Origin of the sequence: Streptomyces sp. NBC_00885 (genome assembly GCF_045207475.1) — a bacterium.
Lineage (GTDB): Bacteria > Actinomycetota > Actinomycetes > Streptomycetales > Streptomycetaceae > Streptomyces.
In genome coordinates, this window is sequence record NZ_CP108796.1 from 788061 (window position 1) to 808277 (window position 20217).

At 71.0% G+C, this 20217-nt stretch carries 17 protein-coding genes; 4 read left to right on the top strand and 13 right to left on the bottom strand.

Annotation, left to right across the window (positions count from 1 at the left end; genetic code table 11):
• Positions 1-55: 55 nt before the first annotated feature.
• From OHA61_RS03635 to OHA61_RS03665, 7 genes are all read right to left on the bottom strand, one after another.
• The gene (locus OHA61_RS03635; protein ID WP_406301657.1) at positions 56-2995 is read right to left on the bottom strand and encodes a hypothetical protein; all 2940 of its coding nucleotides are present in this window, start codon (positions 2993-2995) and stop codon (positions 56-58) included.
• 2 nt (positions 2996-2997) lie between these two features.
• A complete protein-coding gene (locus OHA61_RS03640; RefSeq protein WP_406301658.1) occupies positions 2998-4845 on the bottom strand; it encodes an HSP90 family protein in 1848 nt (615 codons plus the stop codon).
• 64 nt (positions 4846-4909) lie between these two features.
• Complete coding sequence (locus OHA61_RS03645) at positions 4910-5896, bottom strand: hypothetical protein (RefSeq protein WP_406301659.1); 987 nt, start codon at positions 5894-5896, stop codon at positions 4910-4912.
• Positions 5897-6040: 144 nt separating this feature from the next.
• Positions 6041-6217: a hypothetical protein gene (locus OHA61_RS03650; protein WP_406301660.1), complete on the bottom strand. Its 177-nt coding sequence runs from the start codon at positions 6215-6217 to the stop codon at positions 6041-6043.
• On the bottom strand, positions 6214-6981 hold the full coding sequence (locus OHA61_RS03655; RefSeq protein WP_406301661.1) for an FAD:protein FMN transferase: 768 nt from the start codon (positions 6979-6981) through the stop codon (positions 6214-6216). The genes OHA61_RS03650 and OHA61_RS03655 overlap by 4 nt, the downstream gene beginning before the upstream one ends.
• Entirely contained in the window at positions 6974-7408 is a 435-nt protein-coding gene (locus tag OHA61_RS03660; protein WP_406301662.1) for an FMN-binding protein, read from the bottom strand. Before OHA61_RS03660 ends, OHA61_RS03655 begins: the two co-directional genes overlap by 8 nt.
• An 11-nt stretch (positions 7409-7419) precedes the next feature.
• Positions 7420-8784: a ferric reductase-like transmembrane domain-containing protein gene (locus OHA61_RS03665; protein ID WP_406301664.1), complete on the bottom strand. Its 1365-nt coding sequence runs from the start codon at positions 8782-8784 to the stop codon at positions 7420-7422.
• A gap of 169 nt (positions 8785-8953) precedes the next feature.
• Between OHA61_RS03665 and OHA61_RS03670 the strand changes: the two genes are divergently transcribed.
• The 3 genes from OHA61_RS03670 to OHA61_RS03680 all read left to right on the top strand — a co-directional run bounded on the left by OHA61_RS03670 (position 8954) and on the right by OHA61_RS03680 (position 11639).
• Positions 8954-9688, top strand: a complete 735-nt coding sequence (locus tag OHA61_RS03670) for a response regulator transcription factor (RefSeq protein WP_406301665.1) — start codon at positions 8954-8956, stop codon at positions 9686-9688.
• The gene (locus OHA61_RS03675; RefSeq protein WP_406301666.1) at positions 9685-11109 is read left to right on the top strand and encodes a sensor histidine kinase; all 1425 of its coding nucleotides are present in this window, start codon (positions 9685-9687) and stop codon (positions 11107-11109) included. Before OHA61_RS03670 ends, OHA61_RS03675 begins: the two co-directional genes overlap by 4 nt.
• Before the next feature lie 371 nt (positions 11110-11480).
• Positions 11481-11639, top strand: a complete 159-nt coding sequence (locus tag OHA61_RS03680) for a hypothetical protein (RefSeq protein ID WP_406301667.1) — start codon at positions 11481-11483, stop codon at positions 11637-11639.
• A 228-nt stretch (positions 11640-11867) separates the two neighbouring features.
• Here OHA61_RS03680 and OHA61_RS03685 read toward each other — a convergent pair whose 3' ends face one another.
• The 6 genes from OHA61_RS03685 to OHA61_RS03710 all read right to left on the bottom strand — a co-directional run bounded on the left by OHA61_RS03685 (position 11868) and on the right by OHA61_RS03710 (position 19300).
• Complete coding sequence (locus tag OHA61_RS03685; protein WP_406301668.1) at positions 11868-13190, bottom strand: cytochrome P450; 1323 nt, start codon at positions 13188-13190, stop codon at positions 11868-11870.
• Between the two features lie 190 nt (positions 13191-13380).
• A complete protein-coding gene (locus tag OHA61_RS03690; RefSeq protein WP_406301669.1) occupies positions 13381-14262 on the bottom strand; it encodes a geranyl diphosphate 2-C-methyltransferase in 882 nt (293 codons plus the stop codon).
• 15 nt (positions 14263-14277) lie between these two features.
• Complete coding sequence (locus OHA61_RS03695) at positions 14278-15567, bottom strand: family 2 encapsulin nanocompartment cargo protein terpene cyclase (RefSeq protein ID WP_406301670.1); 1290 nt, start codon at positions 15565-15567, stop codon at positions 14278-14280.
• A 221-nt stretch (positions 15568-15788) separates the two neighbouring features.
• Positions 15789-17198, bottom strand: a complete 1410-nt coding sequence (locus OHA61_RS03700; RefSeq protein ID WP_406301671.1) for a family 2B encapsulin nanocompartment shell protein — start codon at positions 17196-17198, stop codon at positions 15789-15791.
• A gap of 541 nt (positions 17199-17739) precedes the next feature.
• A complete protein-coding gene (locus OHA61_RS03705; RefSeq protein WP_406301672.1) occupies positions 17740-18885 on the bottom strand; it encodes an RNA polymerase sigma factor in 1146 nt (381 codons plus the stop codon).
• A 1-nt stretch (position 18886) separates the two neighbouring features.
• A complete protein-coding gene (locus OHA61_RS03710; protein WP_406301673.1) occupies positions 18887-19300 on the bottom strand; it encodes a YciI family protein in 414 nt (137 codons plus the stop codon).
• A gap of 194 nt (positions 19301-19494) precedes the next feature.
• On the opposite strand from OHA61_RS03710, the gene OHA61_RS03715 reads away from it, so the two are divergent.
• Positions 19495-20073 carry a TetR/AcrR family transcriptional regulator gene (locus tag OHA61_RS03715; protein ID WP_406301674.1) on the top strand — a complete coding sequence of 193 codons (579 nt, stop codon included), beginning with the start codon at positions 19495-19497 and terminating at the stop codon, positions 20071-20073.
• The last annotated feature ends 144 nt before the right edge of the window (positions 20074-20217 follow it).

The window sequence follows — 20217 nt, forward strand, 5'->3', positions numbered from 1 at the left end:
ACAGCGGGCCACGCGATCAGCCCCCGGCACGGGTCGGCGGCTGATCGCGTCCGTGTCACTCCTCGTCGCGCAGCCGGGCCGCCAAGGAGATCAGCGGCTCGGTCTCCTCGGTGTGGCCCAGGGCCGTCAGGCGGGAGACCGCAGCGTCGAGGCGGGTGAGGGCGGGGGCTGGGCGTTCCAGGTAGAGGCCCTCCACTGCGCCCGCCAGGCGGACGCACTCGGCCCACTCGCCGACGCCTTCGTCCTCCCGTCCCGGCTCGCCGAGCAGGGCAAGGGCCTTCTCCAGGGCGGCCAGTGCGTCCTCGTACTCGCCTGCGTAGGCGTTGACTCGCCCGTGTTCGTAGGCCAGTGCCGTGTCCAGGGCACGGCCCTGGGCCTCGTATTCGGCAGCGCGGGCCTCGTCGGCGATCCGGCCCGCGTCGGCGAGGAAGACGAGGGCGCCGGACAGGCCGTCGGAGCCCTGCTGCTGGGCCTGGAGACGGGCGAGTTCACGCAGGCAGTTGCTGAGCTGCTCGTAACGCGGAGCCTGTGCGTGGGCGGCGAGTGCCTGGTCCGCGACTTCGCGCGCCCGGCCGAATTCGCCTGACTCGCCGAGGAGTACGGCGGTCTCCGCGGCGATCATGGCGTGGCTCCCCGGGTCGTCGTCCCAGCCGGACGACTCGCTCGCCAGGGTGACGAACTCCGCCGTGGCCGCCTTGAGGTCCTCCCCCGCGTGCAGCGCGCGGGCGCGGGTCAGGCGGAGCTGAGCGACGAGCCGGTCGTCCAACTCTCCGGCGGTGACGTCCGGTTCGGCCAGAAGGGAGTCGATCAGAGCGATGCAGTCCTCGACACGGCCCAGGTCGAGGCTGAGCCGGGCCGCGTTGCTGTAGGTGCAGAACGCGTCAGTCCGGCTGCCGCGGCGAAGGTCCGCCTCCGCCGAGCGCGTCAGGTGCCGCAGTGCCTCGTCGGGGCGGCCCAGGTGCATGCAGGCCTCGGCCAGATCACCGTGAAGGCGGGTGGTGTCGGCGGTCTCGGCCGGCCAGTCGGCGGCCAGCCGCAAGCCCTCGGCGAGGTCCGCGTACGCGGCCTGCGCGTCGCGGAGGCCGAACTGGAACCGGCCGCGCAGTCCGAGCGTGCGGGGCAAGTGCCAGGCGGGGCCGTGTGCCTTCAACCGGTCCAGCAGGGCGTCGATCTCGGTGACTGCGGCGGGCAGGTCGCCGGAGAGGGCGTAGGTGCCGGCCCGCAGCAGCAGGGCGCCGGAGATCTGCCCGGCGATGTCGTGCCGGGTGGCGAACGCGTGCAACTGGTCCACCTCGGCGAACACCGGCGCGACCTGCTCCTCGCTGCCCGAGATCTGCAGGCGCAGCGCGAGCGCGGTCACCCGCAGCCGCAGCAGGCGGGCCTCCTGGTACGGAGCGAGGCCGGGCGTCTCCTCGTGGAGGCGGACCAGGGACGCGTGTGCGGCGATCAGCGCGACGGCCTTCGCCTCGGCTCCGTCGGCGCCCTGCGCCGGAATCTCGGCGGTGGCGAGCAGGGCGCAGGCACGGGAGAGCGCCGCGTGACCCGGCTCCCCGGCGTCGTCGTACAGGGCCGCGGCCTCCTCGTGGAGGGCGGCGGCGTCGGTGAACTCGTCCTTCTCGCCCGCCCGGTTCGCCTCTTCGGCCAGCAGGTCCGCGCGCAGCTGCACGAGCGGACCCACGGCCGGATCGTCAGGGTGGGTGTAGTCGCGGGCGGCCATGAGCGTGCGCAGCCGCGCCCAGCAGGCATGTGCGTCGGGGTGTCCCTGCTCGTCCAACGTCCTGGCCTGGAGGATGAGTTCGGACAGCGTGTCGGGAACGGCGACGCCTGCACGGGCAGCGGGCGCGGCAACCGGTGCCGCCGGAGCCACGTCTTCCAGGCTGCGGGGGCGCAGGGTCAGTTCCAGCGCCTCCCGGAGCGGGGCACTCTCGAGGCGGGCCCTGCGGCGGTCGGTGTGGGCCGTGGTTCCGTTGCGGGCGTCGAAGCGGGCCGCGAGGTCGTCGGCGCGGCCGCGCACCTCGGCGCGCAGGCCGGTCACCGTCCAGGTGCGGCCCGCATACCCGGCGGCGGGCAGTTCGCCGTGGCCGAGGAGCTCGACACGCTGCAGGAGGACCTCCACGCCGGTGAGGAAGCCGAGCAGGTCCAGCGGCGAGTCGACCTCCTCGAACAGGTTCCGGCTCTCGGCGAGCAGTTCCAGGCCGCGTGCCTCGTTGCCGGTCAGCGCGCAGAACTCCAGGTGCCGGCCGATCTCCTGGGACATCGAGGCGTTGCGGCGGCAGCTGCGGTAGCCGGCGAGGTGCAGTTCGCGGGCCCGGTCGGTGCGGCCGGTGCGCAGCAGGGGCAACAGCGCGTACGAGACGGAGCGAGCCGGCTCCTCCAGGCAGGACTCCTTCCCGGCCAGGACGGGCTCCCAGGCGCTGAGCGCCCGCTCGTCGTCGCCCGCCGTGAGGTGGTACTGGGCGCGCTCGCAGATCTCGCAGGCCTCGCAGTCACTGAGCCTGGTGCGGCTGCGGCCCGCCCACAGCTCGTAGGCGAGGGTGGTGTCCTCGCCGACGTGGGCGGCGAGCTGGTACGCCTGTCCGTAGTAGGGCTGGAGGCCGAGGTCGGCCTTCTCGTACCGGTCGCGCATCTCCTTCGTCCACTGGTGCAGGCTGGCCAGCGGTATCTCGGGCAGCGCACGCAAAGCGTTGGCCACCCACTTGAACCGCCAGAACAGCTGGTGGCGCAGGCGCTCGTCGAAGACGTCGGGCTGCTCGTCGAAGAGGGTGAGCAGACGGGCGAAGACGACGGGCGACTTCCGGGGTTCGGAGCCGTAGGTGTACGCCTCCTGGAGTTCGAAGAGCGCGTGGACGAGCGGGACGGGCTCCGCGAACTGCTCGGCGGCGTCGACGAGTTCCTCGGCGGTGACCGTGCGGGTGCGGCCGTAGGGACGCCCGTCGTTCTCCCGGAGCGCCTGGAACAGCTCGTCTGTGCTCTGGGGATGGGGTGTGGTAGGCATCGTCAGCTGTCCTTGCGGAGGGCGTGGGCGAGAAGGTCGAGGAAGGAGCGGTTGATGAGGCTCGATTCGGAGGGCCTCAGCGGGCGCCGGGACAGCATCGCGGCCTGCCCGTAGAGGGCTTCCGCGCTGGTCCGGGCCAGCTCGGGCTCGTCGATCGCGACGGCGGCGCGGACCAGCGGGTTGAGCTGGTTGAGGATCAACTGGGCCCGCGGTGCCTCTTGCCGCAGAGCGCCGAGAATGTCGCCCCACAGGCCACCCTCCTGCTCACGGGCGATCTGGGAGCGGGTGCGCTCGTGCCGCGCCTCGCGGCTGTCCACCAGGAGGGCGGGTGCGGAGGCGGGCTGGAAGGTCCGCAGCGCTACGTCACAGTCGAAGACGGCGAGGGCGTCGCGGGCCAGGGCAAGGTAGGCCGCGGCGGCCAGTTCCGTCTCCCGGTCGACGGGGTCGAGGTGGGCGGTGAGGGTCGCCGGGTCGAGGTCGGCGACGCTGACCTCGGGCCTGATCTCGGGCAGCCGGTGGACCAGCTCGCGGTCGTAGGTGTAGCCGCCGTTGACGACGCCGAGCCCGGCGGCCGAGGCGATCGCCGCGACCTGCCGGAACTCCTCCACGCTGGACGTCACGAGCACGGTGCGGTGGGTGCGCGCGAACTCGTCGAGGGTGCAGTGCCCGTCGGTGGTCTCGAACGGCAGCCAGGGCAGCAGCATGCGCAGAATCTCGTCGTCGTGCACCGCGAGCGACTTCACGGCCAGGTGGTGGGCCTGGAGGAAGCGGGCGAGCAGGTCCGGGTCGCTGGCGGCGGCCCGGGCGATCCACGCGCGCAGCCGCTCGGCGAGGGCGTCGCGGACGGCGGCGAGGGTGTCGTCCTCGTACAGGGACTCGCGGGACGCTGTCGGGCGCAGGCTCTCGGCGTCGACGACGCAGCGGACGAAGAAGGCCCACTCGGGCAGGATCTCCTCGGCCTGCTCGGACAACAGCATGCCCTTGACGTGCACGCGGTGGCCGTGACGGCGTCCGGCCGGCACCGTCTCGGGCAGTACGCATGCGATGCCCTTCAGGCCCACGGCCGGCAGGTCCAGCTCGATGGTGTCCAGCGGCGTGAACCCGAAGACCTCCTCGCCGTACGCGGCGAGCGCACGGGATCGGGCTCCCGGCGTGGGGTACGTACGCGCCCAGGGGGCCGGCTCGGGGTTGATGGACGCGCCCGGGCCCCCCTTGCCGTCGTCGAAGGTCACCGGGTGGCGCAGCAGGGAGCCGAAGTGCCGGGCCAGCACGTGAACCTGCTCCGGGCGGGTCCACTCGCGCGCGTCGGCGCGCGGCGTCAGCGTGACGGTGGTGCCCGGCCGGGGGCGGGCGGAGGCGGGCAGGGTGCGGACGGTGTAGCTGCCGTCGCCGCGTCCCCGCCACTCCACGGCGGGGGCGTCGGGACTGCCGGCGGAGCGGCTCAGCACGTGGATCTCGTCCGCGACCAGGAAGCAGGAGAGCAGACCGATTCCGAACTGGCCGATGAAGTCCCCGCGTTGCTCGGCGATCCGCTCCGCGCGCTTGCTGCTGCGGCCGATCGTGGCGAGGAAGGTGTGGACGTCGGCTTCGGTGAGACCGACGCCGTCGTCCTCGACGCGTACCACCGAACCGTCGGCGTACAGGCGGATGCCGAAGGCGTCGACGGGCGCGGCAGGTTCGAGGCCGCGCCGGGCGGTCAGCGCGTCCACCGCGTTCTGCATCAGTTCCCGCAGGTAGACGCGAGGGCTGGAGTAGAGGTGGTGGGAGAGGAGGTCGACGAGGCCGCGCAGATCCACCTGGAAGGTGCGATCGGCGCCGGCCGGGTCGACGGCGGTGTCGGGCAGAGTCATCGGGCAGTCCGGGGTGGGAGGAGCGACGGGTGGCGGGCAGGCGGCACCAGGCCTGACGTGGTGTTCAGGCGCGGCGGTGGTGGCGGGCGAACGCCTTCTCGGGCTCCGCGAAGTAGGTCCATGGCCACTTGGTGAAGGCACCGTCCAGCGTTTGGAAGACGCGCCGGACCGTGTGGCGCTCACCGGCCAGCGACAGGGCCATGGCGAACATGTTGAAGTCGTGCTGCCAGCCCGGGCGCCGCGCGTAGGCGGAGTGCAGGATGCTGTGGTCTGCGGCATCCCGCAACTCGGCCTGGATCTCGGGGGTTTCGAGGCAGTCCCCACGGTCCGACTCGACCCAGTCCTCGATGTGGGCCATGGCGATCACACAGCCGAGGCGGTGTCCCTGTGGGGCGCGGGCGAGCGCGTCGCGGGCGAACGCCAGGGCCTGGCCGGGCTCGCCGCCCCAACGGGGCTGCGACTGCGACACCCACTCGACGTGGGTCTCCAGGTCGAGTGGGTCACGGCGCAGGGCGGCGTCGAGCCGGGTCTCGTTGATGGCGGGGCCCAGCGACATGCCGCGACCGGAGGTGAGGAGGCGGCGCCACGGCGTGACCCATTCCGGCCGCAAGGCGGCGGCTTCGAGCAGCTGCTCCTCGGCGATGTGGAGACGCTCGTGGAAGACCCGCCACTGCTCCTGCGTGACGTTCACGGCACGCGCGGCGGTGCGGGCTTCCCAGCCCCAGCTGATATGGCGCGTCCCGGATATCAGCAGGGCGGTCGCCCGGTGCTCCTCGTCCTCCTCGACGGCCCGGCCGATCCAGTCCTGCACACCGTCCAAGTCGGCGAGCTCGCCCAGGACCTGGTGGTCGCGGCCGAGATCGAAGGGGGCCAGCGCCGCCTTGACCGCCTCCCAGTCACCCGCGTCGGCCGCCTCCACCAGCGCGAGCACCCGCGTGTCCCCGAGCGCGCGCAGCGTGTACACCCCGTTCTTCTGCTTGCGCGGGACGGGAAGGGCGTGCGGAACCGCCGCCGGTCTCTCCGCCCCCCTTCCGAACAGCTTGCCCAACATGCCGCGCCCTCCCCTGGTCCTGCGTGATCGTCCGGTGCAGCATAAACGGCCCCACTGACACTGCTTCCACAGGTTTTTCACCGGTGCTTCATGGTGCCGGGCCCGGTCCCACCCTCTCGCCCCTACCGGTCCCCGCCGACACCTCTACGACTCCGGCTCGTGATCGAGCTGCTTGCTGTCCACGTGCCGTTCCAGCCACTCGCCGGCGTCTGTCGTCAGCGGCACGCTGACCAAAGACACCAGGGCGTGGGCCAGCGGTGCGAGACCGAACCGGCGCATGACCGAGGGGAGGGCGGCGCATGAGTCCGTGTCCCGTCTCATGATCCATATCGACGGAATCCTGGTGTGCGCCATTCCTGGCCGTCGGGCAGGACCGTGAGGGCTTCGTAGCCGTCCAGTGTCTCTACCCAGTCCTGTGCGCCCTCGCCTCTGGCGAACGCGGCGGTGGCGTAGGTGTCGGTCAGCGTCAGACGGGGCCCGACGAGGGTGAGGGAGGCGAACGCGGTGGCCGGTGTACCCCGGTGTGGGTTGAGGATGTGGGCGCCGCGTTCGGCGGTGCCGGAGGTGGCGATGGCCAGGTCGTGGTGGGCGGTGATGACGGTGGCCAGTTTGCCGGGGCGCAGGGGGTGGGCGATGCCGATGCGCCACGGGGTGCCGGGGGCTGCCTGGCCGCGGAGCTGGAGGTCGCCGCCTCCGTTGACGCAGGTGTGGTGCGCGCCTGCGTCGTAGAGGAGTTGGGATACGGCTTCGGTGGCCCAGCCTTTGACGAGCCCTGAGGGGTCGAGGATCCCTGCGGGGACGATGCTGAACCAGCCGTCGCTGGCACGGGTGGCCTGTGCGCAGAGGGACAGGACTTCGTGGACTTCGGGCGGGCAGTCCTCAAGGCGGATCTCGCCGCGGTCGAGGCGGCTTATGTGGCTGTCTGGCCGGTAGGTGGAGAACACGGCGTCGACCCGGTGGAGGTGTTGCACGGCCTCGGCGAGGGCGCGGTGGATGGCGGTGGTGGGCTTGTCGCGGATGTCGAAGGAGAAGACGGTGCCCATGACGTGCTCGACATGACGCAGTCCGCGTGAGGTGTCAGGCATGGGCCTGGTCCAGGGCGCTTTGGAGGGACTGGATGTAGCCCTGGCTGGTGTAACTGGCGCCGGAGACGGCGTCGATGTGTGCGCTCTGGGCGCCGATCGCTTCCTGGGTGAGGCGGGGCATGGCGTAGGAGGTGATCTGTCGGTCGCGGCCGTTCTGGTCCGGAGCCTGGAGGACGTTGACGGCGGTGATCTTTCCCTTGGAGAGGGTGGCGGAGACCTGCACCGTCCCGTACTGGGTGTCGATGGGGTCCCCGGTGAACGTGCCCGTCCCGGTGGGCGTGCCCGGCGAGGTGCCCGCGGGAGTGTGCGAGGTCGTGGGGGAACGGGGAGTCACCCCGGCGAGGGAGGGGAGCTGGTGGGGTTTGAGAGCGAGCAGGGCAACGATGAGGGCACTGATCCCGGTGGTGGCGATGACGGCTCGGCGCATGACGGTTCTCCTCAGAACGCGAAGGACTCGTGGTGGATGCGCCGTGCCGGGACACCGGCATCGCGCAGGGCCTGGATAGCGGCCTGTGCCATGCCGGGAGGACCGCAGAGGTAGACGTCGTGCGCGGCCAGATCCGGCACCAAAGCGCTCAGGCCACGCGCGGTGAGGGGTGAGGAGTACCCGGCCGGCCCGTCGACGACGTAGTGCACGGTGGCCCGTCGGCGAGCGGCTATCGCGTCGAGTTCACCGCGCAGGGCGAGGTCGTCGGCGCGGCGCGCCCGGTAGACGAGGGTCACCTGGCCCGGCAGTGTCTCGAAGAGTGTGCGCAAGGGTGTGATGCCGACGCCTCCGGCCAGGAGCAGAACCTTGGGAGCGGTGCGGCGGCTCGCGGTGAAGCCGCCGTAGGGTCCCTCGGCCCAAACCCGGGTGCCCGGCGTCAGGCGGGCGAGTGCGGCACTGTGGCCGCCTACGGTCTTCACCGTGATGCGCAGGTGCCGTGGGTGTGCGGGGGCGGAGAGGGAGTAGGGGTTCGCGGTCCACCACAGTCCGCGGGCCAGGAAGCGCCAGCGCAGGAACTGGCCCGGCTCGCCCCCCAGCTCGTCCAGGTGGTCGCCGGTGAGGTGGACGGAGACCACGCCCGGTGTTTCGGGGTGGACCGCGGTGACGCGCAGGTGGTGGCGAAGTCCGCGCCGGACGGGGACGGCGAACCGGTACCAGGCCACCAGCGCCGCGACGCCGAGGAAGAGCGTGTACCAGGCCACCTGGGCGAGGCGGTTGCCGACGAAGTCGGCGCCGTTGGAGAGCTGGTGACCGAAGGTGAGGAAGACCGCCAGGTAGGTGGAGAAGTGCAGATAGTGCCAGGTCTCGTAACTCATCCTGCGGCGGGCCGCGCGGGCCGAGAGGACTCCGGTGGCCAGGAACAGCACGAAGCCGGCCGTGCCCTTGAGGAGGTCGGGGTAGTGCAGCACAAGAGTGGAGGTCTGACTCACCACGTTCGTGCGCGAGGTCAGCGAGTATCCCCAGATGATCAGCAGGGTGTGGGCCAGTGCCAGGGACACGGTGCAGCGGCCGCCCCAGGCGTGCCAGCGGGCGAGCCGGTCGGTGCCGATGGTGTGGTCCAGGAGCGGCATGCGGGCCATCAGGGCCAGCAGGACTGCGCAGGCGTAGCCGGCCAGGAGCCCGGTGATCCGGCCCGCGCCGGTGAGCCATCCCGCCGGGCCGACCACCGAGGTCGTGTCGCTCCACCACAGGGCCAGCACCCCGCCGGCGCCCGCCCAGATCACCAGTGGAGCCAGGAAGGGCACGACGCTGCGGCGCGGGCGCCGGTGACGCATCCCGCGGCTCGCATACGTGGTGGTGGTGGACGTGGCTGTCATGGGCTCCTCCGGATAAGGCCGGCTCCGGCGATGGGCGGACAGCCTCACAGCCCGACTTCTGTGTACCTTCTGAAACAGCCCCGATCACCTGCCTCAGCGCCGATTCAGAGGAAACTCAGAGACACGGCTCGCCCTGCCGTGGCCTGCGCCGGGGGATGCTGAAGGAACCATGGACGAGTCGCGTACGACATCGCTTCTGCACCGCCCCGACGGAGAACCCGTGCGGATCCTCGTCGTCGATGACGAACCCGATGTCACCGACGTCCTGGCCGGAGTGATGACCGGCGAGGGCTGGCAGGTCCGCACTGCTGCCGACGGTGCGACCGCGCTCGCGACAGCCCATGATTTCCGGCCCGATGCGGTGATCCTGGACTGGATGCTGCCCGACCTGGACGGCCTGCAGGTCCTGCGCGCCCTGAGACGTGAGGCACCCAGCGTGTGCGTGCTGTTCCTGACCGCCCGCGATGCTGTCGAGGACCGCATCGCCGGCATCACCGCGGGCGGCGACGACTACGTCACCAAGCCCTACAGCCTGGAGGAAGTTCTGGCCCGGCTGCGCGGGCTGCTCCGGCGGGCCGGGATGACCGCCGAGCCGGGCACGAACTGGCTCACCGTCGGGAACCTCACCATGGACGAGGAAGCCAGGGAGGTCAGACGTGGCGGGGTCACTGTCGATCTGTCCCGGACCGAGTTCGACCTCCTGCGGTTCCTGATGCGCAACCCGCGCCGGGTGCTGTCCAAGGACCAGATCCTCGACCGCGTCTGGGCCTACGACTTCGGCGGCCGCGCCCACATCGTCGAGCTCTACATCAGCTACCTGCGCAAGAAGATCGACGCCGGTCGCACCCCGATGATCCACACCGTTCGCGGCGTCGGCTACGTTCTCAAGCCGGAATCTCCATGAGGCGCCCGCCGCCGCGCACCCTGCGAGGCCAACTCACCGCCGGACTCGTGATTCTGCTCGCCCTCGCCTGCTTCGCCGTCGGCATCACCACCGCCCTCGCCCTGCGCGGCTTCCTGATGGGACGCCTGGACGAACAGCTCACCGCGTCCGGCGGCCGGTTCGCCGCCAGCCTGGAACACGAGGCCAAGCCCGACGCCGACAACCGCCCCGACACCCGCGGGCAGGCAGAATCGACCTTCGGCGCCCGCCTCCTGAACAACACCGTCACCCACGCAGCCGTCGTCGACGACGCCACCGACCGCCCCCTCCAGCTCACCCCCGGGGACCGCCGCGCTCTGGCGAGAATCCCCGTGGACGGAAACGGGCACAGCATCCGCCTCTCCACTCTGGGGGCCTACCGCGTCACGGCCGTCCAGGGCGACGACCAGGACACCCTGATCACCGGTCTGCCCCTGCACCCGGTGGAAGAGACCGTTCACCGCCTCGAAGCGGTCGAAGCGGTGCTGTTCGGCGCCGCCCTGGTGGCCACCGGCGCCGCCGGGGCCCTCTGGGTGCGGATCTCCCTGCGCCCCCTTCAGAAAGTCACCGCCCGGGCGGCGGAGGTCGCCGGGCTGCCGCTCGCCAGCGGAGAGGTCGCCATGCCGGGGCCCCTTCCCGACACCGACCCGCGCACCGAGGTCGGCCAGGTCGGCACCGCCCTCAACCACATGCTCGGCCACGTCGAGGACGCCCTCACCCGCCGCCAAGCCAGCGAGGAACGCCTCCGGCACTTCGCCGCCGACGCCAGCCACGAACTGCGTACCCCCGTCGCCAACATCCGAGGCCACGCCGAACTCGCCATGCGCCACCACGGCCCCGTCCCCGCCGAAGTCCGCCACGCCCTGGAACGCATCAACGGCGAGTCACAGCGCATGACCCGTCTCGTCGACGACCTGCTCCTCCTCGCCCGCCTCGATGCCGGACGCCCCCTCGAACACGAACCGGTCGACCTGACCCTGCTGATCCTGAACGCAACGGACGACGCACGCGCCGCAGGCCCCGCCCACCACTGGCTCCTCGACCTCCCCGACGAACCCGTCACTGTCACCGGCGACGCCCACCGCCTCCAGCAGGCCATCGGCAACCTCCTCGCCAACGCCCGCACCCACACCCCGCCCGGCACAGAAGTGACCATCACCCTCACCACCGGTCAGACCAGCGTCTCTGTGGACGTGAGCGACAACGGGCCAGGTATCCCCCAAGAGCTCCAGCCCGAAGTCTTCGGCCGCTTCGTCCGCGCCGACCACGCCCGCTCCCGCAGCACTGGGAGCACCGGTCTGGGCCTCTCCATCGTCCACGCCGTCATCACCGCCCACGGCGGAACCTCCACAGTCACCAGCAGCCCCGGACACACCACCTTCCGCCTCACACTCCCCAACTGACACCGTCCGGTCCGGCCGGCGCACCGATGGATCAGGCTCGTGAGCAGCCCCGCATCATGGCATGGGCCCCCGTCTCGACCGGGGATCTTGGTGAGCTGGGTCTTGACCGGTCGAGGCGGCGGGTCCCTGACGGCGCCCTACCTGGGTCGCGACGCCTGCCCGACGTGTGGGGTGGGGCTGCTGCGCCCCTGCTGGGCCCCGGCGGCCGGAGCCTTGCCCGGCGGCAGGAAGGGTGCCGGTCACCGCGTCGCCAAGGCGGGCGGGCAGGCTGAGCACCCAGGTCAACTGCCCGCCGGACGCCGGACGTCCGGCACGGCGGCCACGGGTGCGTCTACCCCGGCTCATCGTCGCCTCAGCAGGTCCAAGCCGGCATGACCCATGCCCGCACCGTGGTCACCGTCGAGGTCCCCGACATCACCCTGCACGTCTTGGACCATGACGGGAACCGCCTGCGCACCGTCCCTCGCACCACCAGCAAGGAGGTGACCCGCTACAAGGCCTACGGCACGAAGAACCGCACGACAAGCTAGGAACTGACAAGCATCAACCGACATCCATCCGTCAAGGATCAACTGAACCTAGACAAGACAGTTCCTCTGTTCTGGCCCGCCTGACTCACAGACGACGGCCTGATTTGTGGACTGGGAGGCTTCGCCTCGATGGGCCTCAGCCGTTCCGATGGTCGATGATCCGGACCGCCCCCTGACCAGGCGTCGTCGGGCAAGCCGCATCATCAGCATTCGTGCAGGCCAGAGGCTCTATCTGCCCAGCAATGCGGGTGTCGGGCCGTCGGGGCGGACGGTGATGCCGTAGGCAGCCTTGGCCGGGGTGGACTGGAAGCGTGGGGTGTGGTCAGGCAGCAGGTGCTCAAGGAGGACGGTCGACTCCCGGAGGGCGAACTGCAGGCCCAGGCAGGCCCGGGGCCCGAGGCCGAACGGGAGGTAGCTCCCCGGGTGGGTGGGGCGTCGTCCGGGGGTGGTGAAGCGCCCCGGATCGAACCGCCCAGGGTCTTCCCAGAGCCTGGAGTCCCGGTGCGTGAGGTAGGGGCAGACCAGCACGTCGGTGCCGGCCTCGACCTCGTATCCGGCGAGGATGTCGTCCTCGGCCGCGCAGCGCGGCAATATCCAGGCGGACGGATAGAAGCGCAGCGTTTCGTGGACGAGCGCCTGGACGGCCTGCCGCCGCTGGGGTGAACCCTCGGCGCCCGCGGCGAGGGCATGCTCCCGCGCCTGCGGGTTTCGGTCCAACAGGAGGTAAAGCCAGGTCAGGGTGGTGGCGGTGGTCTCGTGACCGGCGACCAGCAGCGTGACCAGCTCGTCACGGATCAGCCGGTCGGTGTACTCGGGGCGCGTTCCGGCCGCCTCGAGCAGGACGTGCAGCAGGCCCAGGCCGTCGGGTCCTGCCTCGCCGTCGCGGGCGGCGGCGATTTCGTGGGTCGCCACGGCGTCGATTCTGGCCAGCTCGGCGGCGACCGCCCCTTGGACGGCGGCGCCGTCGGCAGGCAGGCTGGGCAGCGCGGCCACCACGGCGGGCACGGCGGCCAGTTCACGCTCCGTTCCGGGGTCGAGGGGATGTCCGGTCAGGGAACGCCAGATGGTGTCCAGGGCGAAGCGGCGCATCTCGTCGCCGACATCGACGACCTTCCCGGTGCGTGCGTACCCGGCCCAGCGTGCCGCGGTGATCCGGGCGGCCTCGGTGATCCGCTCCTCGTAGCGGCGCATTCCCCGGCCGGTGAACTGGGACTGCAGCAGCCGCCGTTGCCGCTGCCACGCCTCGCCGGTCGCGCTCAGGACTCCGTCGCCGATCAGCAGTCGGGCGCGGTGCGAGCGCTTCACGTACCGGCCGGGATGGAGCGCGAGCACGTGCTGTACGGCCTGGGGGGCGGTTGCCAGGACGGTCGGGCGCGGACCGAGCCGGAAGGCGGCGACGCCGCCGAGTCGTTCGTGCGCCTGGGCGAAGAGGTCGATGAGGTCCCCTCCCCCGGCCTGCCACTGCCCGACGAGGGCGGGATCAAGCTCGGGGACCCGGCGACCTGTAGGGGACGGGCTCGGGAGGGAGCCGGGGCGGGCGTGGGTGGCCACGGTGGCTGCTCCTATTCGGCGGCGGTACGTCGTCACGCGGATGCAGGCATCACGCACTGTAGGGAGGCGACGCGGTGGGCGACAGTCCGCCTCGCCCCTCCCGTGCTCCCTCTGAACTCACCGAGGGCGGCTGCCCCGAAAGGGCCGGAGCCGTCGGCTGACGGGCCCGGCCCCTTCAGCCGGCGGTCGGTCAGATGCGGTCGGCTGCAATCAGGAGGTACTGGAAGGAGCCGTCCTTATAGGAGTTGATGAACGCCTCCTCGATGCCAGTGACCAGGGAGGACGTGGCGCGCAACTCCCAGTAGGGGAGGGTCGCAGCAGTCAGGTCGATGACCGTCTGCGGTACGAGACGGTTGTCGGCCATGGCGCGCAGGTATTCCCGGCGGGAGTGGATGTTGCACTCGAAGTGCGCGTTGATCTGGGAGACCCACTTCGAGGGTTGTCCGTAGCGCGGGTTCCAGCAGCCGGTGATGGTCACGTAGCGGCCGCCGACCGCGAGGATGCGCGAGTGCTCGGCGAAGAGGTCGTGCAGGTCGACGTACATACTCGACTCGTTGTTCCACGAGGCCGCGGCCTGCCCCGTCGTGAAGGGCATGTCGAGCATGTTGCACACGCGGGCGTGAACATGGTCCTCGATGCCCAGTTCATGGGCGCGCTGGTTCGCGAAATCGGCCTGCTTGGCCGAGAGGGTGACGCCCTCGACCTTGCATCCGAACCGCTGGTGGGCCATGACCATCGAACCGCCCCGGCCGCAGCCGGCGTCCACGAGCGTGTCGTCGCGCCCGATGGAGCCGAGGTGGTCCAGGAGGACTTCGGCCTGCGCCGACTCCAGGCGGTGGAGTTCGGCGATCAGCTTCTTCTCGTACTCGCTGTCACATGCGTCCCCGAGGGCGGCGTGGTCGACGTCGCCGATGCCGTAGTGGTGGTGGTAAAGCCCGTCGACGTCGCCGAGACGCAGGTTCACGGGCCTTGCCTCGTGATCCCAGTAACGGGCGATGTCACCCTGGTAGGGCGACGCCGGGGCGGGAATGAACGCGGAGGTGCCGTTGACGGTGAGCTCGGTGCTGGTCACAGATGAGTCCATTTCTTACCAGAAATCGGGCAGGCTGTATCGATAGGTGTTGGTCTGGTGCCAGTAGTGGTTGCCGTCGACCCACACGGCCACTCCCCGCAGGAAGCGCAGCACGCTCGGGACGGGACAGGCGGCGGCCAGAGCGGCGGCTTCGGCTTCGAAGTCGCGCATGAGGTCGTTGTGGACCTCGACCGCCTTGAGATATGCCTCCCGGTCGGCGATGCCCTCACGCTCGGCGATCACCACGGGCAGGTTCAGGTGCCGACCGGGGGCGGCAAGCTCCTTGGTGTACGAGTACAGGTCGTTGACGATGGTGCTGGCGTTCCCGGCGAGCGCGAGTACACGCTGCATGGCGGGCTGGGCATGCAGGTCCGTCGGCAGTTCGTAGCCGCCGACGGTGTCGGTGATGGTGGGGCAGGGACGGAAGTTGTTGAACTGCCGCATCACCAGGTACTCCCACACCTCGGGCGTGTGGTCCGTCTCGGCCCAGGCGGCCTCCGCGAGGTACCCCAGGTGCAGACGGGCCATGTCGTGCCGGAACCGGTCGGCCTGGGAGGGGGTGGCGTGTTGGACGAAGTACTCCATGGCGGAGCGGTAGGCGCGCCGCGGGGCGTCGGCGTGGAGCGACTGCGCCCACTGCGGCTGGTACTCCTTCGTCGCGTGAAGGGGGTCGAGGGCGGTGTGCGCCAGAAGAAGGCGTCCGCCGAGGCCGATGGGCGAACCTCCGTGGTCCTCGCAGTAGTAGTCGTCCACCGCGTTCTCGGCGACCATCAGCCGCGTAGCGATCATCAGGTGGTCGACGGACGCAGCGTCCGGATGGCAGGCAACCATGTAGCGCCCGACGGAGAAGCCGTCGAACTGGCCCTCCCACTCCTCGGGGTACAGCTCGACCTCGTCCACCGCCCAGTCCTTGATCCTGCGACAGACCTCCTCCACCCGCGCCGGATCGGGCTCCGGCACCGGGTGGTAGTAGAGGCCCGGGATCGGTTTGCCCTCCGGTGGTGCCTCGGACGCCGGTGGCGCCGGAGGCTCCTCGCGCAGGCCCAGGTACAGACCCGACGTGCCGAGACCGGTGGGGCCGCGCAGGATCCGGTCCAGGGCCGGGCTCGGTTGCCTCGCCGCGGCAGCGCCCTCCCGCACGTACGGAGCGATCAGGTCGCCGCCCGGGCTGTCGTCGGGTACGGACACGTCTACGGCGCCTGCGGCTGCTTCGATGCCGGTGGCGTCGATGAGGGCATGCGCCCCGAAGCGGGCCGCAGCGGTAGGCAGGCTCGACTGCAGAGGGGAAAGCCCAGGATCGGGCATCCGAAGCTCCTCGGTGAGATGGGTGGGCTGTCCCGCATTCCGGGCGTGCTCGCCCGGCCCGGGAAGGTGCGGGCCGTCGTGGCCGTCGGACGGGTCCTACGCGGGCGTGTTGGGGAAGTGGCGCCGTCCGGCTGCAGGGCGGGGCCCGCAGGGCTGGGGATCGCCTTCGTACTGGACGTGGGCGTCGCGGGGCAGGCGTGACTTCTCAACACGCCCAAGCGTCAACGCCTGCGGGCGATCTGCACGTTCTCCAGCACGCCGAGCGCGTTGGGCACCAAGATGGCGGCGGAGTAGTAGGTGGTGACCAGGTACGAGATGATCGCCTGCTCGCTGACGCCCATGAAGCGCACCGACAGGCCCGGCTCGTACTCCTCCGGCAGGCCGGTCTGACGCAGACCGATGACGCCCTGGTTGTCCTCGCCGGTTCGCATGGCGAGGATCGAGCTGGTGCCCTCCTTACTGATGGGGATCTTGTTGCAGGGCAGGATCGGGACCCCGCGCCACGCCGGGACCTGCTGTCCGCCGAGGTCGACGTGGTCCGGATAGAGCCCGCGGGCGTTGAGCTCACGGCCGATCGCCGCGATCGTCCTGGGGTGAGCGAGGAAGAACTTGGTGCCGCGGCGGCGGCAGAGCAGCCCGTCGAGGTCGTCCGGGGTGGGCGGGCCGGAGTGGGGCTGGATCCGCTGCTTGAAGTCGGCGTTGTGGAGCAGGCCGAACTCCCGGTTGTTGATGAGTTCGTGCTCCTGGCGCTCGCGCAGCGCCTCGATGGTGAGCCTGAGCTGCTCCTCGGTCTGGTTCATCGGCCCGTTGTAGAGGTCGGTGACCCTCGTGTGGACCCGCAGAACGGTCTGCGCGACGGAGAGTTCGTACTCGCGCGGCTTGAGTTCGTAGTCGACGAAGGCGCCCGGCAGGTCGACTTCGCCGGTGTGGCCGGCCGACATCGCGATCTCGGCCTCGCCGTGACGGTTCTGCCGCTGCAGGTGAAGCGAGCTGAACTGCCTGATGTGGGCCTGGAGGCTCGGCGCCGAGGACATCACGGCGGCGAAGTCGGCGCGGGACAGGGTGAGCAGGGTGCCGGAGGTCTCGGCAGTGGCGGTGTAGTCCCATCTGGCGTCGGCGTCCAGAAGGGCGTTCTCACCGAACCGGTCGCCGTCGGCAAGGACGGCGACGACGGCCTCGTCGCCGTACTTGCCGACGGAGGTCTGGTTGATCCGGCCGTGGGCGATCAGATGGATCTGCTCGGTGGGGGTACCGCGCTCGGCCAGCACCTCGCCCGCACGAAAGTCCCGCTGGACGCACCGGCCGGCGATCGCGGTCAGCACCTCCACGTCTTCGAAGCCACGCAACAGGGCCAGTTCGCCGAGCTCTTGGGGGATCACCCGGACGTCGGGACCGTCCTGGACGAACTCGATGCGCCCGTCGCCGACGGTGTAGCTCAGCCGGCGGTTCACCCGGTAGGTACCGCCCTTGGTCTCCACCCAGGGGAGCATCCGCAGCAGCCAGCGAGAGGTGATCTCCTGCATCTGCGGTGCGGACTTGGTCGTGGTGGCAAGGTTGCGGGCAGCCGCGGTGCCCAGGCTGGACTGCCGGGGCGGCTCCAGTTGGGCTTCCGGGCCGGTCTCAACGGTCATCGGGTGAACTCTCCTTCGCAAGGCTGGTGATCGGCGTACGCGCACGCCAACCGGTGAAAGAGGAAAGGGGCAATCTCCGGGAATCCGTCCAGATCCCGGTGAACAGTAACGGCCGATATGCCCAGGTCACCCCATGAGACTGTGGTCATTACCTCGATGAAGTGACCTTGCTCCGCACGGGGTTTATCCGGACGACTGACGACATCCGAGCCATCCGACCGACGGCCGCCCGTTGCGCGGAGCGGCCGCCCGCCCCGTCTCTTCTTCGGCATCCACGGCTTGATCTGACAGACCATCAGGAATGATCTGGGGCACCGGGAGGCGAACGCGCAGGCGGCCGCAAGGGATGACCGCCATCGACTCCGAGGGTGGCGTCGGCCCTTGCATCAGGCGGCCACCCGCCGTCGTCCGCGCCCCCGGGAACGCCGTCCCCGGCTCGCGTGCAGAGCCAAATCCGGCCAAGTTCGCAGCCGATGTCGGCCCTGTGGCCGCCACACCGCTCACCGGCCCACCGACATCTCCGACGAGGCCGGCGCGACCGTCAGCGACCCCGGCGGGCGTTGAGCCGGGCGGCCTGGCGCGTCAAGTGGTCACGCTCGGCGAGGTTGGGTGCCTTTTGGGCCGCCTCGGCATACAGCCTTGCCGCCTTCGCCAGGTCGCCGTCGCGCTCGTGGAGGTACGCCGCCACCGCGGTGTGGCGGGGCAGTGAGTCGTCCAACGCCGCGAGGGCCGCCAGGCCGGCGCGCGGTCCGTCGGCCTCGCCGACGGCCACCGCGCGGTTGAGCCGGACGACCGGGCTGTCGGTCAGGCGCGCGAGCTCGTCGTACCACTCGACGATCTGCACCCAGTCGGTCTCCTTGGCGGTGGGCGCGTCGGCGTGGAGTGCCGCGATGGCGGCCTGGGCCTGGAACTCGCCGAGCCGGTCGCGGGCGAGGGCCGCCTGCAGGATCTCGACACCCTCGGCGATCGACTCCGTGTCCCACCGGCCGCGGTCCTGCTCGGCAAGCGGCACCAGGCTGCCGTCGGGCGCGGTCCGGGCCGGGCGCCGGGCGTGGTGGAGCAGCATGAGGGCGAGCAGCCCCGCCACCTCGGGGTGGTCGATCACGGTCGCGAGCTGCCGGGTGAGTCTGATGGCCTCGGCGGCGAGGTCGACGTCGCCCGAGTAGCCCTCGTTGAAGACCAGGTAGAGGACGCGCAGCACGGTGGCGACGCCTCCGGCCTGGTCGAACCGCACGCCCGAGACGGTGCGCTTGGCCCGGCTGATGCGCTGCGCCATGGTCGCCTCGGGCACCAGGTAGGCCTGGGCGATCTGGCGGGTGGTCAGCCCGCCGACGGCGCGCAGCGTGAGCGCGACCGCGGACGACGGCGTCAGCGACGGGTGGGCGCACAGGAAGTAGAGCTGGAGCGTGTCGTCCACCGCGGGCGCGGGCCCGGGCGCCGGCTCCTCATCGAGGCGGTCCTCACGCCGGCGGCGGGCGGTGTCCGCCCGGGTCGCGTCGAGGAACTTGCGCCATGCCACGGTGACCAGCCAGCCCTTCGGGTCCCGCGGCGGGTCGGCCGGCCAGACGCGGACCGCCTCGACCAGAGCGTCCTGCACGGCGTCCTCGGCCACCGCGAAGTCGGCTCCGCGGCGGACGAGGATCCCGAGCACGCTCGGCGTGAGGCTCCGGAGCAGGACCTCGTTCACCTCAGTGGCACTCCGTGATGGTGGGCGGCGCCGTCAGGAACGGGCGCAGCTCGAGCCACTCGTGGATCGGCTTCCCGCCCGCCCCAGGGGCGGCCGACAGTTCCCCGGCCAGCTCGACGGCGCGCTCGTAGCTGTCGACGTCGATCACCATCCAGCCGGCGATGAGGTCCTTGGTCTCGGCGAACGGGCCGTCGGTGACCGGCGGGCGGCCCTCGCCGTCGTACCGGACGAACGTCCCCTCGGGGGCGAGCGCCTGACCGTCGACGAACTCGCCCGTCTCCTCGAGCCGGGCCGCGAAGTCGTTCATGTACTGAACGTGGGCCGAGATCTCCTGGGGCGTCCACTGGTCCATGGGCACGTCGTTGACCGCAGTCGGGGCGCCCCGGTAGTGCTTGAGCAGCAAGTACTTGGCCATCGTGTTTCTCCTCGGTGCTGTGCGACCCATTGTGGTCGCGTTCACCACAGGGACGGAGCCGGCCACGGGTTCTCGACATCGCCGCCTGAATCTTTTCCCGGCTCATCCCTGAGGCGTCACGCCCTCCCACCGTGGCCCGCCGGGCGCGAGCTGCCGCCATCGGGCTGCGGCCAGCGGCCCTCTATGCTGGGCCCGTGACACTGAAGGGCGAGCAGGGGCCGACGCTACGGACGGATGCCGCACGCAACCGCGCCCGGGTGTTGCAGGTCGCCCGCGAGCAGTTGGCCGCCGGTGACGACTCGCTTCAGCTGAACGCCATCGCCCGGCTCGCCGGCGTGGGCGTGGGAACCGTCTACCGGCACTTCCCCAACCGCCACGCGCTGCGGGAGGCGCTGTCGGCCGAGCGCTTCCGAGAGCTGGTGGACGAGGCCCAGGCCGCGGCCGCCGACGAGGACGCCCTGGGTGGGCTGCACCGCCTGCTGCGGTTCACCCTCGCGCGTGCGCTGGACGACAGCGGATTCGCCGCCGTGCTCGAATCCGCCAGCGATACCGAGGAGCAGACCTCGGCACTGAAGGCCGAACTCGACCTGGCTGTCGCGCACCTGCTTGACCGCGCGCGCGGGACCGGCGCCATCCGGCGCGACATCGAGGCCGACGACGTGCGCCGCCTGCTCTGCGGCATCGAGCACGCCCTGCGCTCCGGCGCCGTTGACTCCACCCGTACCGAGGTGTACCTCGGTGTGCTCCTTGAGGGCCTGCGCCCCCCGCGCTGATCGCGACCGGCAACGGGCTCCAGGCACCGTTCGCCTCACCTTCACCCTAACCGGATGACTATCCGGTTGTGCTAGCTTGCCTTCACGGAAACGGATACCTATCCGATTCTGACGGGCGAAGCGACGGAGGGCAGAGCCGTGGAA